This is a genomic window from Nocardia sp. NPDC004711, from assembly GCF_053601595.1.
Map to the genome: position 1 here is coordinate 69891 of NZ_JBSGCB010000021.1, position 17960 is coordinate 87850.

Genomic DNA, 17960 nt, shown 5'->3' on the forward strand with positions numbered 1-17960 from the left:
GTGACCATGACCACAGCAAAGAGAATTGTCTTCATCGGCGCGGCAGGTGACATGTGCCGCGTGGCGATCGATCGCTTCGCCAAAACGGCCGGGGGCGGCTGGAAGTTGGAGTTGTACGACATCCGGCCCGAGGCGCTCGAGGCGTTCGTCGCGACATTGCCGACCAAGGAAGTGACGGTCGGCTCGTTCGATCTGTTCGACGGGGTCGCGCTTCGCAACGCGATCGAGGGCGCCGCACTCGTCGTGCTCGGCGCGGGGCCGTACAACCGGACCGCGGAGCCGGTGATGCAGGCGTGCCTCGAGCAGCGGGTGCCCTATCTCGACCTCGACGACGATGAGGAAAGCACCCTCGCCGCCATGGAACTCGATGCCCGGGCGCGGCAGGCCGGCGTGCCGATCTTCGTCGGATGTGGCGCGTCACCCGGACTGACCAATGTGATGGCGGCCGACGCGGCCCGCGATATGGACACGGTCGAGCGCATCGATGTGTGCTGGGTGACCGGCGACGAAGGGCCGGTGCCGTACGGGCGGGCGGTGCTCGATCACGCGATTCGCGGCTATGCCGGCCCCTGTCACACCTGGGAGCACGGACGCTCGGTGACTCATCAGACCTTCCTCGAGACCGATGTGTTCGCGCTGGGCAACAGCTTTGGCGATGGCTACCGGTTCTACGAATGTGCGCATCCCGAGTCGGTGACGATGCCGCGGCGCTGGCCGGGAGCCGACCGGATTCGGGTGCTCGGTGCGCTCGATCCGCCGCCGGTCAACGGCATCATGCGCGGTATCGCCGTGGCGGTGCAGGAGAACAAGATCTCGATGGATCAGGCGATCGATTTCGTCAACGACGTGATGACCGACAAGACCGGCTCGCTCCGGGTGTGGAAGCACGCGTTGTCGGGGCTGTGGGGCACGGTTCGGCGCGGCGAGATCGGTGCGCGCGAGGTGCTGAAGTACCTGGCGACGGCAGCAGCCGGTAAGCATCCCGCGTTCCGCGGGACGAACTATGTGCGCCTGATCGGCACACGTGATGGGGAACGGGTGGTTTCGGTGCGTCGAGTGCCGGTCAGCGGGCCTGGCACCGCTTGGACCGACATGGCCTCCGCTACCGGTTCGGCGACCGCGGCATTCATGGTGCTGGCCATCCAAGAACTGGGCGATCTGTCCGGCGTCCTGGCGCCCGAGGACTGGGCCGAGCCGGAGCTCTTCTACTCGACGTTCGCCAAGACCGGCGGGGCGCCGGCCCATGAGGTCGTCGAGGCGCTGGTGGCACCGAGCTCGGCGGTGACGTCGCGCAAGGTGAGTGCCTCGGCCGATCAGGGCGGGCGGTGACGGCGCATGGATCTCTTGACTGAAACCGGTTGGGCCGCAGCGCCGATCACCGGCGAGCCCGCACTCGCCGGCGACATCACCTGCGACGTCGCCGTCATCGGGGGTGGCGTCGGCGGCATGACCGCGGCGCTGCGGCTCGCCGAGTCCGGGGCCGACGTCGTGCTTCTCGAAGCCGAGACCTGCGGGTGGGGCCCCAGCTCACGCAACGCCGGCTACATGACCAACTCGATCGCGGCCGACCCGGCGTTGCTGGCATTGCTGTTCAGCCGCAGCAAGGTCCGGGCGCTGTTCCAGTTCGCCGAAGCCGCAGTGGAATTCACCCAGGAAACCATCGAGCATCGTGCCATCGACTGCGATTTCGAGAAGGTGGGAATCGTGCAGGCCGCGGTGTCGAGGGGACAGCTCCGCAAGGCGCGCCGAAACGCGAAGATCATGGCCGAGGCGGGGTCGTCGGCCGAGTTCGTCGAGGGGCGAGCGGCGGGTCTCCCGGACGGCTTCCTCGGAGGTATGCGGGAGGGCATCGGCGGAACCTTGAATCCGGCCAAGTACGTCCTCGGATTGCGCGACGCCGTCCTCGCTTCGGGGGCAAGGGTTTTCGAGCACACTCGCGTGCAGGACGTCACCGACAGCGACAGCGCGGTGACCATCGAGACGGCCAATGGCCAGGTGCGTGCCAGGCAGGCGCTGCTCACCACCAACGCCTACAGCAAGAACCTCTCGATCGCGCCGCGCCGGCTGGTCTCGCCGGTATGGACGTCCCTGGTGGAAACCGAGCCGATCGCCCCGGAACGCCTGGACGAAATCGGCTGGACCAGTCGGGCGCCCATGGTGACCGCGCACATGATCCTGGAGAGCTATCGGGTCACCCCGCGAAACTCGATCGTGTTCGGTACCCGACGCCTGGAGACGACCAGCGGTCCGCTGCTCGCCCGGGCCCCGTCGACGCGTGTCGTCGACGACCTCGTCCGTGGCTTCCGCGACCGCTTCCCCGGGCTGCACGATGTCGCGCCGCAACGGGCATGGGGCGGCTGGATCGGCATGAGCTCCTCCTGGCTGCCGGTGGCGGGGGAGGCCTCGCCCAACGTGCTGTATTCGCTGGCGTGCAACGGGCACGGCTTCGCGCAAGCCCAGTATGTCGGCCACATGCTGGCCGGTCGGCTCTCCGGCGAACCCATGCCCGAGGACCTGACAACCATCTGGCACGGCCGCGGCGGCTTCTGGCCCAGCTTCGTCAGCGGACCGGCACTGGAGCTCGGCTGGTTGGGTGACCGTCTGTCCGACCGGTTGGCACGCCACTGATCAACGGCGGGTCCGGCAGCAGTCGGGCCCCTCGAACACGGCCGTCAGGCCTACGAACGCAAGAGATAACCATGGAAATCAAGAACTTATTGCTGTTGCTCGCCGAGCTCTGGATGATCTTCGTCGGGTTCACCTATGGCTCGAAATTCATCAGGAATTTCCGTAATTACCTACTCGGCCTCGAATGGATCATCGTTGCGACCTCGGGCACCAATTTCTTCTTCTTCGCATTGCTGGGCGCTCATCGGACCAGCCCGATGTACCACATCGCGCTCTTCTTCGATGCGTTCTCCAGGGCGGTCGGAATCACGTTGATTCTCATCCTGGGTTTGATGAAGGTGACCCACCGCTACAAGCCTTCGCTGCCAACCGATATCGCCGTCTTCGCGCTCGCCACCGTCGCGGGCCTGTACCTGTCGATATTCGCCGACCGGATAGGCGTCGCCGGGGCGACCTTCTATGTCGTGGTGAACGTCATCACGTCCGTGTTCCTGCTCTACTTCGTGCGACGGCTCTGGAATATCGATGAGCGAGGACAGGCGATCGGGGTGGTTATTGCCACCGCGGCGGCATTCGTCATCGCCGCGACGTACGACTTCTATCATATTCCCGGCGATGACGAGAACCACACGTTCTTCTATATCGGTGCGCTCGCGACCTGGGGATTCCAGATGATGATGTACTACTACGCCTACCGCGCATTGCACCGCCACAACGAGCGAACGGAATCCCATCAGCCCGTGGTCAGCCCGGGGCAGCCCAGATGACGGTGGAACCTGGCCGATAGGCGGACATGCCCGGCGGCGGCTGCACGGGGTCACCTCTATCGTGAAGTAGTGAGGACACGATGAGCAGACGCCCGAAGCATGATCCCAAGGAGTCGGAACGCGAGATCATCGACGCCGCAAAGGAGTTCCTGCGCGAGCGGCCGTTTCGTGAGATGACCGTCGACGCGGTGATGAGCCTTACCGGGCTCAAGCGTCCGGCGTTCTACGTCCACTTCCGCGACCGTCACGATCTCGCGTTGCGGGTTGCCGACGAACTCGGGCAGGACGTGTCCGAGATGCTCGACCGTTGGCTGGTGGGGACCGACCTGCTCAATGACGCACGGGCGGCGTTCGAGGGACTTGCCGAGGTCTACCTGAAGCATGGAGCGGTATTGAGCGCGCTGGCGGATGCGGCCGCCGGCGATGAGAAGGTCGACGCCGCATACAGCGGGTTGATGGAACGATTCGCCGACGCCACCGCCAGACGCATCACCGATGATCAGGCCGCCGGCCGCATCAGCGCCTCTCTCGATGCGGCCGAAACCGCGCGTGCCCTGGTCTGGATGGATGAACGCTATCTGAACCGGGTGTTGGGTCGTGCCCCGCAAGCGGATCCGAAGCGGGTTGTCGACGTGCTCTACAACATCTGGATGTCCGTGCTGTACGGAACGCCGCAGCTACCGGGCACGGACTCGGGTCAGGAGCCGAGCCGGACCGCGCGGAGCGCGACGTAGAGCTCGGCAGCCGATCTGGGATCCGAGCAGCGACGCCCGGTGAGGGTCTCGATTCTGCGGAGACGGTAGTGAATGGTGTTGCGGTGGTAGTTCAGCCGCTGCGCGACCTCGGTGTTCGATCCGCCGCAGTCGAACCATAGATCGAGGGTGTCGAGCAGGGTGTCACGGTCCTCGTCGTCGAGTTCGAGGATCGGACCGAGGATTTCGTCGGCGAGACTGCGGGCGGCCTCGGGCGCGCTGACCAGCACCAGCGGGAGCGGGGTATGCCCGTAGACGGTGACGGCGTTCGAGCCGGGGTGGGTGCAGCGGGCGCCGAGTTCGGCCTCGCGCACGGCCGCGCCGGTCATCGACAGTGTGCTGAAGATGCGGCTGACGCCGACCCGGCCGCTCACGATCTGCCGGAGCCGGGTCAGCGAATGATCCAGTGCGCGTTGATTTCCGAGGCTGAGCAGCCCGATGCGAGCATCCGATTCGGTCAGCCACACCGAGTGCACGTAGGCCGCGCGCAGCCCGCCCTCCGCGCCCGGCACCGGATTGGTGGACGGCACACCCGACTCGGCGTGCACGACGACGAACACACCGGCTCGCGGCAGGTGCAGCATGCGGCCGATATCGGCCAGCGACGCGGCGTCGGTGTCGCTGTAGAACAGGGTGCGCAGCATGGCCTGCCGTTCGGCGTCGGCCCTGGTGACACGCTCGGTCAGGAAGCCGGAGTAGGCGTCGGCCGCCGCGCTCGAGTAGTCGTCGATGAGCCGCCAGACCTCCGAACCCAGTGCGGGCAGGATGTTTTCGCCGGACCGGTCCGCGGTGGCCAGGGACCGCTCCCAGATCAGCCGGCCCGCCAGCCGGTAGGCGTGCAGCAGCGCGGCGAGTGGAATACCCAGTTCGGCCTTGGCCCTGCCGACCTCGGTGGCCGCCTGTAACCGTCGCCCGCCGATACCCGCGAGCTGGCCGAGCACGGCCTCCAGATTGTCGTGGACGGCGGTGCGCAGCACGGCTTCCGGCAGGGCGGCGGTTTCCGCGTAGGCGTGGTCTCCGGTACGGATGCGCCCGACCAGTTCACTCGTGAGGTCGTCGACGTCCGCGAGCAGGGTGCGGGCAACCGCCTCGGACCCGTTGGCGGGCGGTCCGATCAGGGCTGTCATGCGTCCGATAGTACGAAAATGACGAGATCGTGTTGTGTGCTGGAACACAGCCGGCAACCCGGATCCGCCGACTCGGGCACATGGTGTGGACCGGGGCTTCGCTTGCAGTATCGAGATCGATAGTGATCTGGGCCATATCGGCCCGAGTTCGATGCGAAAGCGAAGAGAGGTGCCGATCGTGTACGACTATGTCGTCGTGGGCGCGGGTTCCGCGGGATCCGTGCTGGCCGCCCGGCTGTCCGAGAACCCCGATGTGCAGGTGGCCCTGATCGAAGCGGGTCCGCGCGACACCGCCGAGGAAATTCATCTCCCCGTCGCTTTCCCCGCCCTGTTCAAGAGCCCGCTCGACTGGGACTTCGACACCGAACCCGAGGCGGGGCTGCTCGGCCGGCGCGCCTACCTGCCGCGCGGCCGCGTGCTGGGCGGGTCCAGCTCGATGAACGCCATGATCTACATTCGCGGCGCGCGCGCCGACTTCGACGGGTGGGCGGCGGCGGGCGCGACCGGCTGGAGCTACGACGAGGTCCTGCCCTACTTCCTGCGGGCCGAGGACAACGAGCGCGGTAAGGACGCCTACCACGGCACCGGCGGTCCGCTCTCGGTCAGCGACGGTCGCTCGGTCAATCCGCTCGGCAACGCCTTCCTCGCCGCCGCCGAGCAGGCGGGCTACCGCCGCAATGACGATTTCAACGGCGCCACTCAGCTGGGTGTGGGCCGCTACCAGCTGACCCAGCGCAACGGCATGCGCTGCAGTGCGGCGGTCGCGTATCTGCACCCGGCCCTGAACCGGCCGAATCTGTCCGTGTACACCGAAACCCATACGCACAAGGTTCTTTTCGACGGCAATCGAGCCATTGGCGTGCTGGTGGGCCGCGGCGCGGAGACGGAACTGATCACCGCTCGCCGCGAGGTGGTGCTGGCGGCCGGCACGTACGGCTCGCCGCAGCTGCTGCTGCTCTCGGGCGTCGGCCCCGCGGCGGGCATCGAGCCCTTCGGTATCGACACCGTGCACGAACTCCCGGTCGGGCAGCACCTGCAGGACCATCTCGCGGTCTTCCTGAACTATCGCACCGATCGGGAATCGCTGATGACCGCGTTGACGCCGGACCACCTCGCGCTGCTGCAGACCGAGGCGCGCGGACCGCTGACCTCGAATGTCGGTGAGGCGGGCGGATTCTTCGCGACCCGGCCCGGATTGGCCGGGCCCGATGTGCAGTTCCATCAGGCGCCCGCCCTGTTCTACGACGAGGGCATGGGCCCGCTGCTCGAGCACGGCTTCGGATTCGGACCCTGCCTGGTCAATCCCAGCAGCCGCGGTGAGCTCACCCTGCGGTCGGCCGCACCGGGCACCGCGCCCCGCATCCGGCACAACTACCTGGCCACCGAGGAAGACCAGCAGACCGTGATCGCCGGGCTGCGCATCGCGCTCGACATCGCCGGGCAGACCGCCCTGCGCGAGGTCACGACCGGCGAATTCTCCGTTCCGGCTTCGGATTCGGACGCGGACCTGCTCGACTTCGCCCGCCGCACCGGGCAGACGCTCTATCATCCGACTTCCACCTGCGCCATCGGTGCCGTCGTGGACCCGCAGTTGCGCGTCCTGGGCCTGGAAGGCCTGCGCGTGGCCGACGCCTCGGTCATGCCGACGGTCGTGCGCGGCAACACCAACGCGGCCACCATCATGATCGCCGAGAAGGCCGCCGACCTGATCGCCGCCGACGCCGGGATTGCGGGATAAGCGAGACTCGCGCCTCCGCCGCGCAGATCAGGTGACGCGCGGCGGACTCCCCACTGCGGGGACACGACTGGGTGAGCAGGCCCTACGCGCTGCTCATGAGGTCGACACCGGAAACGACGACGTGCAGGCGGAAAGCCTGCACGTCGTACCGGATCCGCTACCGGGCGGGACTATCCGCCGGCAGGGTGACGCAACCGCTCCATGCACTGTTTGCGAAGCGTGGACGCGGTCGCTCCGGTGAGCACCTGTGACGCCGAGGACGCCAGCAGCCGCATGAGACGGGCGTGAAACTCCTTCGGGCTCAAGCCGAAACGTACGAACGCCTCGGCATCATTCCCGCCGTACGGCGCCCAGGCGGTCGCGAATTCGAGCATCTCGCTCTCGATGGGAGTCATCGGCACCGCCTTTCGCTGCGGGTCACTCAGGGCCGGAACATGGCTGGATCCCGGCGGTCTCGGCGATCTCGTGGGCTGTTCGGACCGGAGCTGGGATTCGTGCGATGGTCGGGGTGCCCGTGGCGGCTCTGTTCCGAGGTCCGTCCAACGCCCGCCGCAGCTCCCACTATCAGGCCCACCGGTCGAGCCGGCGGTGCACGAAGGATGTGCGCTGGTCATTCGGCCGACCTCGCACGTTGGTTCTCGGGCATGGGCCCACTCCGCTCCTGTTGTTCATGTCCTGTCGCCACAAACGGGCGCTGAAACCGCAATCGGCCGACGGGCCCGGCGGTAGTCCGATCTCGAATTGAATTCGACTTTAAGAGGGCGGTGCGACGCTGTCAACAGCCATGTAAAGGACACGAATGGCGAGCTCGCGGTCGAATGCCCTTGTCAGTTCTCCGGAAACCGGGCCACCCGTGTCCGGCTACGCATCGGTGCGAGTCAGGACGCGGGCTCCGATTCGATGGGCGAGTTCGAGTGCGAGCTCGACAGCCAACCGGCGTTCGCCCGGCCGATGCCCGAGCAGGTCGGTGGCGCGAGAAACGCGTTGCAGCACCGTGTTTCGATGCGTGTGCAGGCGGGCCGCGGTACGCGGGGCGTTCTCGGCTTCCTCCAGGAAGACGCGCAGGGTCTCACGCAACCGGGCGGCGGCGGGAGTGTCCGACGCCAGCGGACCCAGCGTGTCGGCGACGAATTCGGCTGCGCGGGAGGGATTTTCCGCCGTCAGCGCGGTGACCTCCAGGTCGTGGAAGAGCGTGACCCGCGCGGCGTCCGGCAGCCCGGCGAGCAGGTTGTGCATCCCCAGCGCCGCCTCGTGCGAGCGGCGGAAGCCGGCGATGCCGGAGCGGGCCGGGCCGACCGCGACCCGGACGCCCGGGTGGGCCGCGCCCAGCGCGCCGCGCAGGCCCTCGACCGCGAAGGCGGAACGGGTGCCCACCCACGCCCACAGTGTGGAGCTGCCCGCGGACAGCGTGAGCGGGGGCCGTGCCCCACCGGCCCGCGCCAGCATCGCCGCCGCGGACTCCAGCGCGCCCTGGACCTCACCGGTCGGCGAAGACCACAGCACGAGCGCCGTGTGCGTGCCGGCGAGGTCGTATCCGAGCCGCTCGCTCGCCCGGCGGTTGTCGATGGGCGCGCCGTCGAGAATCAGCCGGATCGTCTCGGCGCGCCGGGCCAGCGCGCCCCCGAGGATCTCCTCGCGTTCGCGCTGAGCGACCGAGATGACCCGGCCGACAACCTGATCGACATACTCGAACATGCGCTGAGCGGAGATCTCGAGCAGCGGCACGAGCAGCGGACCCGACCCCGCGATCCGCGTGGCGTGCGCCAGGTAGTGCCGCCACGCGGTGTTCTGCCCGCTCCGATAGGACTGGAAGATCACGTCCAGATCCATGCCGCGCCGCGCGACCGTGCGGGCCACATCGAGCGCTTCGGGCGGCACATCGATCGGGGATACGCGGGCCTCCCGGCGGGCGAGAACGGTCAGCAGCCGTGCGGCATTCGCGCGATTGCTGGCCGTCATGTCCGCGATCAGTGCCGCGTCGGCGCCCACCATGGGGGTCAGCTCGATCTCGGCGGCATCCATCTCGGCGACCAGCTGGTCGAGATCGGCCAGCATCAAGTCCGCCACTCGGCCCATGAGGTCGACGAGTTCGGGTGCCGGATCGGGACCATTCATGCACCCAGTGTGCAGCCGCACATTTTCAGGGGCAAATGCTGGCCGGGCGGACATACCCCGACGGCGACCCCACTCCTAACGTGAAACGAATCACAGCCCCGCCTCTCTGCGGCCCAGGAGACCTTTCGTGACCATCCCGTCCAGCCACCACGGCACCACCGATTTCGACGTTCTGGTCATCGGCGCCGGAATATCCGGTATCGATGCCGCCTACCACCTCGCGACCCGCCGCCCCGGCACGTCCTTCGCGGTGCTCGAAGCCAGCGACTCGATCGGCGGTACCTGGAGCCTGTTCCGATATCCGGGTCTGCGTTCGGACTCGGACATGCCCACCTACGGCTACGGCTTCAAGCCGTGGACGCATCGCAAGTCGATCGCCGACGGGCATCTCATCCTGGATTACCTGCGTGAAACCATCACGGAAAACGGTCTGTCCGAACACATTCGATTCGGTCACCGGGTGCTCGACGCCCAGTTCTCCTCCGCGACCGGGCGCTGGACGGTCCTGGTCGAACACATCGGCAGCGCGGAGCAGGTGCGATTCACCGCGCGATTCCTGTTCCTGGGCACCGGAATGTACGACCACCGTGCCGGATACACCCCTGATTTCGCCGGCCTCGACGAATTCGAGGGCCGCGTCGTGCACCCGCAGCATTGGCCGGCGGATCTGGACCACGCCGGGAAACGCGTGGTCGTCATCGGCAGCGGCGCGACGGCGGTGACGCTGATTCCCGCGATGGCGGGCAGCGCCGCCCACGTCACCATGCTGCAACGGTCGCCGAGCTACGTCATGTCGCTGCCCGGCGTGGACGTGATCGCCGGCGCCCTCAACCGGGTGCTGGGCGCAGAACGCGCCGCCACCCTGATCCGGCGGAAGAACATCATGATCACCCGCGGAATCTACAAGGCCTGCAAGCGCGCCCCGCGCTCGGCGCGCCGGCTGCTGATCGCCATGGTCCGCCGGCAACTGCCCGCCCATTTCGACGTCGACACGCATTTCACGCCCCGCTACAACCCGTGGGAGCAGCGGCTGTGTGTAGTGCCGGACGGTGACCTGTTCAAGGCGCTGTCGAGCGGCCGCGCCTCGGTCGTCACCGACCGCATCGAGCGCTTCACGCAGACCGGCATCCTGCTGGAATCGGGTCAGCAGCTCAGCGCCGACATCATCGTGACGGCAACGGGTTTCAACCTGTCGCCCTTCGGCCGGATCCGGTTCGAGGTCGACGGGCGACCGGTGGACCTGCCACGGACAACGGTCTACAAGTCGATGATGCTCTCCGAGGTGCCGAACCTGGCCTTCGTGGTCGGCTACACCAATATCTCCTGGACGCTCAAGGCCGATCTGGTCTGCGAGCACTTCTGCCGTCTGCTCGATCATATGGACGCCAACGGTTTTCACACCGTCACGCCGGCGGCGGCCGACCCGGCCATGGAGCGGGTACCGCTCGTGGACGACCTGCACTCCGGCTATGTCCAGCGCGGGATCGCGGGGTTCCCACAGGCGGGAACTCGCGGCCCGTGGACAGTGGAGATGGCCTACGAGAAGGACGCCGAGCGCCTGCGCGAGAGCCCGGTGCACGACACCGCATTGCGGTTCACCTTCGCCGCCCCGGCGACCGTGGTCGCGGCGAGGTGAGCGCGATGCGGAACATCGCTTTCACCAGCCACGGAATACGTTGTGCCGCATGGCATTTGCCCGGGGTGGGCACCGAGCCCGGGCGTCCGTGTGTGGTCATGGCACACGGCTTCGGCGGCACCCGCGACACCGGACTGCTCGGGTATGCCGAACCATTCGCCGCGGCCGGGTACGACGTCCTGATCTTCGACTACCGTGGCTTCGGAGACTCCGAAGGCACTCCACGACAGCACGTTTCGTACCGACAGCAGCGCGAGGACTACCACGCGGCCATCGCCGTCGCTCGGCAGTTGCCCGGCGTCGACCCCGAACGCATTGTGCTCTGGGGAACCTCCTACTCCGGCGGCCATGCCGTCGCGGTCGCCGCCCAGGACCGGCGGATCACGGCGATCGTGGCGATCACCCCCGCGATGGACGGGCTCGCCACGCTGGCGCACGTCATGCGCCGCGCCGGTATCGGCTACCTCGCACGTGCGGCCGGGCACGGGTTGCGTGACCTCGCCCGGAGCATCGCCGAGCGGCCGCCGCACTACGTGCCGATCGTCGGCCCGCCCGGATCGCCGGCCATCATGACCAGCCCGGGCGCGGTGGAGGCCGTCATTCCGGTCGCGGGACCGACCTGGCGTAACGAGGTGTGCGCTCGGGCCGCCCTGGAAGTCGGCCTGAACCGGCCCACCACGTTCGCCGGGCGCGTGCTCTGTCCGATCCTGGTGCAGGTCGGCACGAACGACAGTGTCGCGCCACCGAGCGCGGCCCGGCGCGTCGCTGCGAAAACCGGTCCGCGGGCGCGGATTCGCGAGTACCCCGTCGACCATTTCGATATCTATCAGGGCCCGTGGCAGCAGCAGGCGGTGGCCGACCAGCTCGAGTTCCTCACCGCCGTATTGCGGTGACCTCCAGGTCCGCGATCGGCAGGTCAGAACTGCGGCCCGCTCCCGCACTGCACCGGCACCGGCCGCCCCGGATCCAGCGCGTTCAGAATCATCGCGTCCACGCTCGGGTCGTACGCCAAGCCGCTGTGCCCGACCGGGTCGTCCGGGCACTGGTCCTGGACGACGAGGTCGCTGACGCCACCCTCGGCGATGGCGGCGGCGGCGGGCGGGGACACCATGGCGTCGTGCGCCGACACGATGGTGGTGTAGCGAATGCCGGTCCGGGCGATCGGGCCGTCGTGCAGCCGGGTCAGCGCCGCCGAGCCGGGGGAGACGTCCTCACAGATCCCGCATACCCCCGCGACCAGCGCGCGTAACCCGAGTTGTGTTGCGCCGCCGATAAGTCCGCTGGTGATTCCGTTCGTGGGTGGTGCCAGGACGGCGACCGTGCCGATCCGGTCAGCCGCTGCCGGGTCGGTCTTCGCGAGGTAGAGCGCAACGAACGCGCCACCGGAATGCCCGACCAGGTCGACCTTGGCGGCGCCGGTCTCGGCCCGCACGCGGTCGATGAAGGCGGATACCTGCGGCACGGACACCGACACCCCGTCGATGCCGCCGTCGAACGCGTTGGTCCCGCCGTAATTCAGGGAGTACACGCAGTATCCGGCATTCGCCAGCTTCGGCCCGAGATGCGCGAACCCGTTGTACTGATTGGCAGGAAAGCCGTGCACGAGCACCACCGGCCGCGGATGGGCCGCCGACGGTGTGCACGGCACATTCACGCCGGGCGCTGATTGTGCGGGATCCTGCCCGGACACCACGAACCAGGCTTCCCGGGCAACCATCTCCTCGAAAGTCGCCTCCGGTAGCGGATCGGCGGCTGTGGCCGTGCCGGGCGCAACGATGTTCGGTACCAAGGCAATCGCGGTGGTGGCCAGAACCGAGCCAACGCATTCGCGCATGCCCATGTCGAGCTCCAAGAAGTGAACAACTTTTCTCTGAGTCTAGTCCTATAAATTCCTCGCAGGTGGACGAGTGGTCCTGGAATCTCGATGTGCTCCGTGGTTCGTCTGAACCGCCGTAGGAATCTCCAACCCGATGCGGCAACCCCGGACGTTCTGTTGGACTCCTCTCCGATTGATCGCACCGGTGCCGGAGGAGGACAGTCGACAGCACCGTTCACCCCCACCCGGATCGCGATACATGTCAGCAACACCCGCACATCGCACACAACGGACCCGGTACACGTCCGTCGGCGGAAAACAGGCCGCATGGCGCATGATCGGCAGCAGCATCGAAATCCTGGCCCTCACCGTCACCAATGCCGCCCGACCCCCCGACCCCGCCGCCTTCGACGACAACATCTGTCACGACCTGTGCTGGGCCCGTGAACGTTTCACCAAATTCGCCGACCTCTGGGACGCGATCCGCAGCGAATACTGGCAACTCCTCTTCCGCTCCGACGCCCACTTCACCTAGCCCGGCGATCGGCTCGCCGACAATCGCCGGGTGAGGAACCGCGACGTCACCAGTTCGCGGGTAGGTGTCGAACTCGCCATTGGCGGAACCGGGGCGATGTGCCCAGATCGAACAGTGTCCAGAGCGGCTCCACCGTGTCGGGATGCTCTGGGTTCTGCCACGGATCATCCGGTGGTACGAACATGAGCTCGCTTGCCCAGTGCAGCCGTATCGTGCCGTCGGGCGAGCGCTTGAAAACGGTCAGCAGCGGTACAGGGTGGCCGGCAGGGCTGTCGCCGCCGTAGTCACTCCGGAAATTCGAGTTCGCCGCCGACAGCACCCTTGTGTGCCGCCACCCCCTGTCGTGCGCGAACGCCGCTACTCGCTCGATGGGGGCCTTGGCAACGATCGCCAAATTGCCACCCAAATCGTCGAAGTGGGGCGTGGTGCTGTCCCACATGTCGATCAGCGCGGTGCACGACGGACACGGTCCTTCGTCGGTGGGCAGTTCCGAGAAGATCCCGCTGGTCGGTCTGGGCCGAACATCTCCCGGGTGACGCGGGAACATGTAGTGATAAAGCATCAGTGTGTCGTCATCGCCGAACAGCTCGGACATACGCACTGTTGTTGCGGCGCCGTCGTCGCCGATTCGATCGAACACGTAATCTTCGGGGACCTCGCCGCCGGGCGGTAGTGATTTCCGTTGCGCCGCAACGGAATCCATCAGCCGCTGGAGATCGGCCTCCTGCTGAAGCAGCGCCTCACGCGCCTCGCGATACTCTCGCGACTCATTCGGAAAAGCGATCGACATACGGACCTCCTAGACCGGCATGCCATTGACTTCACCCTGTTCTGGACACTACTCGGTGCCTCCTCGTTCCCTGTCGCGTGGCACCGCAGCGCGGCATCGGATGTTCCGAGCTCTCCCGGTCACGCCCTCGAGCTCGTAGACGCTGACCGGGATCTTGTTGCCGTCGGGTCCCTCGATCCCGAGGTTCTCGATCCCGACGCGCGAGGTATCCAGCGGCAGCCGGTCCTCGATATCGAGGAACGGGGGGCTGGGATAGCTGATCGCCGGCACAGCACTGCCCCGCCGATCACGATCGGCGGGGCAGTGCTGTGCGGAGGTGCCCGAGGGGCTCGAAACCGAAGGTTCAGTGGGGAATCGGGAAATTGGCGCGGAATACGCCGTGTGGGTCGCGGGCCTGCTTGAGCTTTCTCAGCCTGTCCAAGGTGCCGGTGTCGAAAACCTCTGCGACACTGTCGCCGGCGGACAGGACGGTATACGGTTTGCGACCGCTGACCCGCGCGCCCAGATCGGCGATGATGCGCTTCTGAGTGGCGTGCACCGCGGCAACCGTGTCGGGGTCCGAGCCGGTCGCCTGCAGAAACAGCGCGTAGGGCTCCGCGAACGGCGGAACCGCTCCTCGGGTGGGCTCGGCGAGCGCACCGCCCAGCTGCCGGATCTGGATGCCCATCAGCGGATCGATCGGCGCGTGCAGCAGAATCTCGGCGGCGCTCTCGTCCAGCGCGGTCAGCAGCTCGGTCCGCAGCAGTCCGGGGCCCGCGGCGGTGGGCTCGTTGACGATGGCGCCCAACTCGGCCGGGGACAATTCCCGGCGCGTGTCCGCGAGGATGCCGTCGATCGTGTCCAGCCGTCGCAGCAGGTCCCGTCCGCGGGCCGGTTCGCCCAGGTAGGCGGCGGCGATCGCGATTACCGGCGGAGCCTGCGGCAGCTCCATCCGGTTGAGCCAGACCGTGAGCTCGGCCGGTGCGTGATCGGTGATGTCCTGGAAGGCATCACGGACCGCCTCGGTCTGCTCGGCCGGCCAGGCGATCAGGCCACCGAACAAGGCCGGAGCCGCGAACAGATCGAACTCCACCGCCGTCACCAGCGCGAAATCCCCGCCACCGCCACGCAATGCCCAGAACAGCTCCGGGTCGGACTCTGCGGTGACCCGGGCTGGACGACCATCGGCATCGACGATGTCGAAGGCCCGGACGCTGTCGGCCGCCCAACCGTATTTACGGCCGAACCACGACAATCCGCCACCGAGGGTATAGCCGACAACGCTGACCACCGGGGAGCTTCCGGCCAGCCCGGTCAAGCCGTGCGGGGCGGCCGCCGCCTGCAGCTGGCCCCAATTGGTTCCCGCGCCGACGCGGGCACGTCGCCGCGCCGGATCCACCTCGATCCGATCGAGCAGGCGCGTGCGCACCAGGATGGTGCCGGCGGCATTACCGGAAGCGCCGTGACCGTTGGGCTGAGCGGTCACCGAAAGGCCCGCGTCACGGGCGTAGCCGACCACGGCGGCCATATCCTCCGCGTCTGCGACGTGCACGACGGCCGCGACCGGCTGGTCGATATTCAGATTCCACGGCGTCCGTGCCGTATCGAACTCTTCGTCACCCGGTAGCAGTACCCGTCCGCGCACGGCGGATCGCAAAGTGTTGTGTGACATCTGGACTCCCTTCGCTACAAGAATGTTCACCGCGTCGTGCCCGAGCCACTGGACGGAGCCTGGCCCCGGGCAGGAGTCCGAGTGGCCGGGTCGGTCGCCGGGGAGATGGGTGTGGGCATCGGAAAGGCCGCTTCGATATGAGCGGCGGCGGTCAGCGCGCGGCGCTCGGCGAATGGGGCGGTGATCAACTGGACCCCGATGGGAAGACCCTCGGCCGAGACGCCCGCGGGGACCGTGACCGCGGGCAGGGCCAGGTAGTTGGCGGCGATGGTGAGGCGGTGCGCCGCATACATGGTCGCGACCTGCGCGGTGCCGCCGAGGTCGTAGCCGACCGGCCAGGGCAGTTCGTCCGAGACCGGGCCGAGCACGATCGGATGCTCCGCGAGGAAGCGCGACCAGGCCGTGCGGCGGGTGAGGCGCTCACCCAGCGCGGTCATGTAGCCCGCCAGATCCAGCGGCGGGAACAGGTCGATCGCCGCGTCCATGAAGATGTTCAGTCCGGCGCTGCCGACTCGCCGCATGGCTTCGCGGCGCTGGACCACCACCTCGGTGGAGACCAATCGGCCGTAGTCCGCCGCCATCTCGCCCAATTGCGGCGGATCCAGTTCGGCCACCGGATATCCCGCGCGTTCGAGGGCGTCGGCGCAGCCGAGCAGTGCGGCCCGCACCTGCGGATCGATATCGTCACCGAGCGTGACGGCCACCGCGGGCAGGGCGGTATCGGTCGCGTCACGCACCGGAATCCATCCGGGATCGCGCAGGTCGGCGCTGTCGCTGAGGACCTCGAAGGCGGTCGTCAGATCGCGCACGGTGCGCGCCAACGGCCCTGGCGCCGCGAACAATTGGTTCGTCGGCGCGGGTGCGGCCCCGGACAGGCACGAGGCCACCGCCACCCGGCCGGGCGTGGTGCGCAGGGAGGCGACTCCGCAGAACGCGGCGGGTACGCGCAGTGAACCGCCGAAGTCGGTGCCCAGGCCGAGGGGTGTCATGCCCGCCGCTACCGCGGCGGCGTCACCGCCGCTGGAACCGCCCGGGCTGCGAGTCGGGTTCCACGGATTCACCGTCGGGCCCGCCTCGTCGTTGTCGGTGTGCCAGCGAGTGGCGAAGTCCGGCATGTTCGTTCGCCCGATGACGATCGCCCCGGCTTGCCGCAGTGCGGACACCGCGGGTGCATCCGCTGTCGCGACGGCCTGTCCGAGGGCCGCCACGCCCCAGGTGGTCGGGCTGCCCGCGACATCGAGGTTGTTCTTGATGGTGACCGGAACCCCGTGCAGCGGCCCGGTCGGCGCCCTGCGGTCGGCTGCGGCCGCCTCCGCTCGCGCCGTCTCGGCGAATACCGTTGTAAGAGCACCGAGTTCGGAATCAACCTGCTCGATGCGCTCGAGATGCGCCTCGACGACCTGGACCGCGGTGACCGTGCCCTCGGCGATCAGCGCCGCGAGCGAGACCGCGTCCCGCGTCCACAGCGCGCTGTCCCGGCCGGTGATCACGATGCCTCCTGTCCGGCGAATACCGCTGCGGTGCGCGGTGTCCGGCTGTCGTCGACGGATTTGCCGAGGGTGATGAAGAAGACGATCAGCCCGGCGGTCAGCAGGATGTGGCCCAGACCCGCGCAGAGCGCGATCGCCTCACCGCTGCTGTTGCCCAGCACGGTGAGGGTGCCGTGCAGCGTCATGACCGCGATGGTGATGATCAGGCCGGTGTTGTACAGCCAGAAGAACCAGGCGTACAGGGTCTTCCGGGCGCTGAGCGTGAACTGCTTCTCCACGGCCAGCACGATGAGGAAGAACAGCATGCCCAGCGCCAGCACGTGGGTGTGCACGACACCGAGCTGCGACTGCCCGGTGAAACGTTCGGCCTTGGTGATCTCGCGGTAGTAGAACCCGGAGATCAGGCCGATGATCATGTAGATGTGAGCGATATTGACCAGCGTCTTCATCGGGTTCATCGGGCGCTCACCGGTTTTCACGGCGCAGCAGCAGCGCGCCGCTGGCGGCCACCAGGGCGGCGGTGGAGCCGTGTACCGACAGGGCGGTGGCGGTGGAGCCGCGGCGCCCCAGGATGGTGAGCATGTCGCCGGTCGGGATGAGGGCGAGGGTGAGGGTGGTGACGCCGAGGGCGCGGCGCTGCCCGGCCGCGAGCAGCGCGAGCGGAATCAGGCCGGTGACCACATCGCGGACGCCTTTGACGTTCAGGAAGCCGTCGGCCTCGACGTGCGGCCACTCGGTGAAACCGAACCCCGCGGCCATTCGCTGCGGGGCGAGCAGATAGCCGCCGCCGACGGCCATGATGAACCCGGCGCCCAGGACGGCGCCGGCCATGCCGAGCCGTTCGCCGAGTCGGCGGGAACCACGCACGGCAACAACTGATTCCGTGTTCGAGAGGACGGACATGAGCACTCCTGG

Annotated in this window: 18 protein-coding genes; 8 read left to right on the top strand and 10 right to left on the bottom strand. The window is 67.8% G+C overall.

Annotated elements, in window-relative coordinates:
• The first annotated feature begins 6 nt into the window (after nt 1-6).
• The 4 genes from ACWEKS_RS22360 to ACWEKS_RS22375 all read left to right on the top strand — a co-directional run bounded on the left by ACWEKS_RS22360 (nt 7) and on the right by ACWEKS_RS22375 (nt 4129).
• Nucleotides 7-1329 carry a saccharopine dehydrogenase family protein gene (locus tag ACWEKS_RS22360; RefSeq protein WP_452341863.1) on the top strand — a complete coding sequence of 441 codons (1323 nt, stop codon included), beginning with the start codon at nt 7-9 and terminating at the stop codon, nt 1327-1329.
• A 6-nt stretch (nt 1330-1335) separates the two neighbouring features.
• Complete coding sequence (locus ACWEKS_RS22365) at nt 1336-2628, top strand: NAD(P)/FAD-dependent oxidoreductase (protein WP_452341864.1); 1293 nt, start codon at nt 1336-1338, stop codon at nt 2626-2628.
• 71 nt (nt 2629-2699) lie between these two features.
• Nucleotides 2700-3395: a transporter gene (locus ACWEKS_RS22370; protein WP_452341865.1), complete on the top strand. Its 696-nt coding sequence runs from the start codon at nt 2700-2702 to the stop codon at nt 3393-3395.
• A gap of 80 nt (nt 3396-3475) precedes the next feature.
• Entirely contained in the window at nt 3476-4129 is a 654-nt protein-coding gene (locus ACWEKS_RS22375) for a TetR/AcrR family transcriptional regulator (protein WP_452341866.1), read from the top strand.
• Here ACWEKS_RS22375 and ACWEKS_RS22380 read toward each other — a convergent pair.
• Nucleotides 4093-5274, bottom strand: a complete 1182-nt coding sequence (locus ACWEKS_RS22380) for a PucR family transcriptional regulator (RefSeq protein WP_452341867.1) — start codon at nt 5272-5274, stop codon at nt 4093-4095. The two genes, ACWEKS_RS22375 and ACWEKS_RS22380, sit on opposite strands and share 37 nt — an antisense overlap.
• A gap of 178 nt (nt 5275-5452) precedes the next feature.
• Between ACWEKS_RS22380 and ACWEKS_RS22385 the strand changes: the two genes are divergently transcribed.
• Nucleotides 5453-7012 (top strand): GMC family oxidoreductase, encoded by a 1560-nt coding sequence (locus ACWEKS_RS22385; protein WP_452341868.1) that lies wholly within the window; start codon nt 5453-5455, stop codon nt 7010-7012.
• A 170-nt stretch (nt 7013-7182) separates the two neighbouring features.
• Here the strand turns inward: ACWEKS_RS22385 and ACWEKS_RS22390 are convergent, their stop codons facing one another.
• Nucleotides 7183-7407, bottom strand: coding sequence for a hypothetical protein (locus ACWEKS_RS22390; protein ID WP_452341869.1), 225 nt, complete (start codon nt 7405-7407; stop codon nt 7183-7185).
• Between the two features lie 466 nt (nt 7408-7873).
• Nucleotides 7874-9127 (bottom strand): PucR family transcriptional regulator, encoded by a 1254-nt coding sequence (locus ACWEKS_RS22395; RefSeq protein ID WP_452341870.1) that lies wholly within the window; start codon nt 9125-9127, stop codon nt 7874-7876.
• 127 nt (nt 9128-9254) lie between these two features.
• On the opposite strand from ACWEKS_RS22395, the gene ACWEKS_RS22400 reads away from it, so the two are divergent.
• Nucleotides 9255-10763 (top strand): flavin-containing monooxygenase, encoded by a 1509-nt coding sequence (locus tag ACWEKS_RS22400; RefSeq protein ID WP_452341871.1) that lies wholly within the window; start codon nt 9255-9257, stop codon nt 10761-10763.
• A gap of 5 nt (nt 10764-10768) precedes the next feature.
• Nucleotides 10769-11656 (top strand): alpha/beta hydrolase, encoded by an 888-nt coding sequence (locus ACWEKS_RS22405; RefSeq protein ID WP_452341872.1) that lies wholly within the window; start codon nt 10769-10771, stop codon nt 11654-11656.
• Between the two features lie 23 nt (nt 11657-11679).
• On the opposite strand, the gene ACWEKS_RS22410 is transcribed toward ACWEKS_RS22405, so the two are convergent.
• Nucleotides 11680-12603 (bottom strand): esterase/lipase family protein, encoded by a 924-nt coding sequence (locus tag ACWEKS_RS22410; protein ID WP_452341873.1) that lies wholly within the window; start codon nt 12601-12603, stop codon nt 11680-11682.
• A 235-nt stretch (nt 12604-12838) separates the two neighbouring features.
• Between ACWEKS_RS22410 and ACWEKS_RS22415 the strand changes: the two genes are divergently transcribed.
• Nucleotides 12839-13114: a hypothetical protein gene (locus tag ACWEKS_RS22415; RefSeq protein ID WP_452341874.1), complete on the top strand. Its 276-nt coding sequence runs from the start codon at nt 12839-12841 to the stop codon at nt 13112-13114.
• A 46-nt stretch (nt 13115-13160) separates the two neighbouring features.
• On the opposite strand, the gene ACWEKS_RS22420 is transcribed toward ACWEKS_RS22415, so the two are convergent.
• From ACWEKS_RS22420 to ACWEKS_RS22445, 6 genes are all read right to left on the bottom strand, one after another.
• Entirely contained in the window at nt 13161-13904 is a 744-nt protein-coding gene (locus ACWEKS_RS22420) for a DUF899 family protein (protein ID WP_452341875.1), read from the bottom strand.
• A gap of 48 nt (nt 13905-13952) precedes the next feature.
• Nucleotides 13953-14174, bottom strand: coding sequence for a hypothetical protein (locus ACWEKS_RS22425; RefSeq protein ID WP_452341876.1), 222 nt, complete (start codon nt 14172-14174; stop codon nt 13953-13955).
• Nucleotides 14175-14247: 73 nt separating this feature from the next.
• A complete protein-coding gene (locus tag ACWEKS_RS22430) occupies nt 14248-15555 on the bottom strand; it encodes an FAD-binding oxidoreductase (RefSeq protein WP_452341877.1) in 1308 nt (435 codons plus the stop codon).
• Between the two features lie 26 nt (nt 15556-15581).
• Nucleotides 15582-17045, bottom strand: coding sequence for an amidase family protein (locus tag ACWEKS_RS22435; protein WP_452341878.1), 1464 nt, complete (start codon nt 17043-17045; stop codon nt 15582-15584).
• On the bottom strand, nt 17042-17503 hold the full coding sequence (locus ACWEKS_RS22440; RefSeq protein WP_452341879.1) for a DUF2871 domain-containing protein: 462 nt from the start codon (nt 17501-17503) through the stop codon (nt 17042-17044). The genes ACWEKS_RS22435 and ACWEKS_RS22440 overlap by 4 nt, the downstream gene beginning before the upstream one ends.
• A gap of 7 nt (nt 17504-17510) precedes the next feature.
• Nucleotides 17511-17948 carry a DUF4267 domain-containing protein gene (locus ACWEKS_RS22445; RefSeq protein ID WP_452341880.1) on the bottom strand — a complete coding sequence of 146 codons (438 nt, stop codon included), beginning with the start codon at nt 17946-17948 and terminating at the stop codon, nt 17511-17513.
• Between the last annotated feature and the right edge of the window lie 12 nt (nt 17949-17960).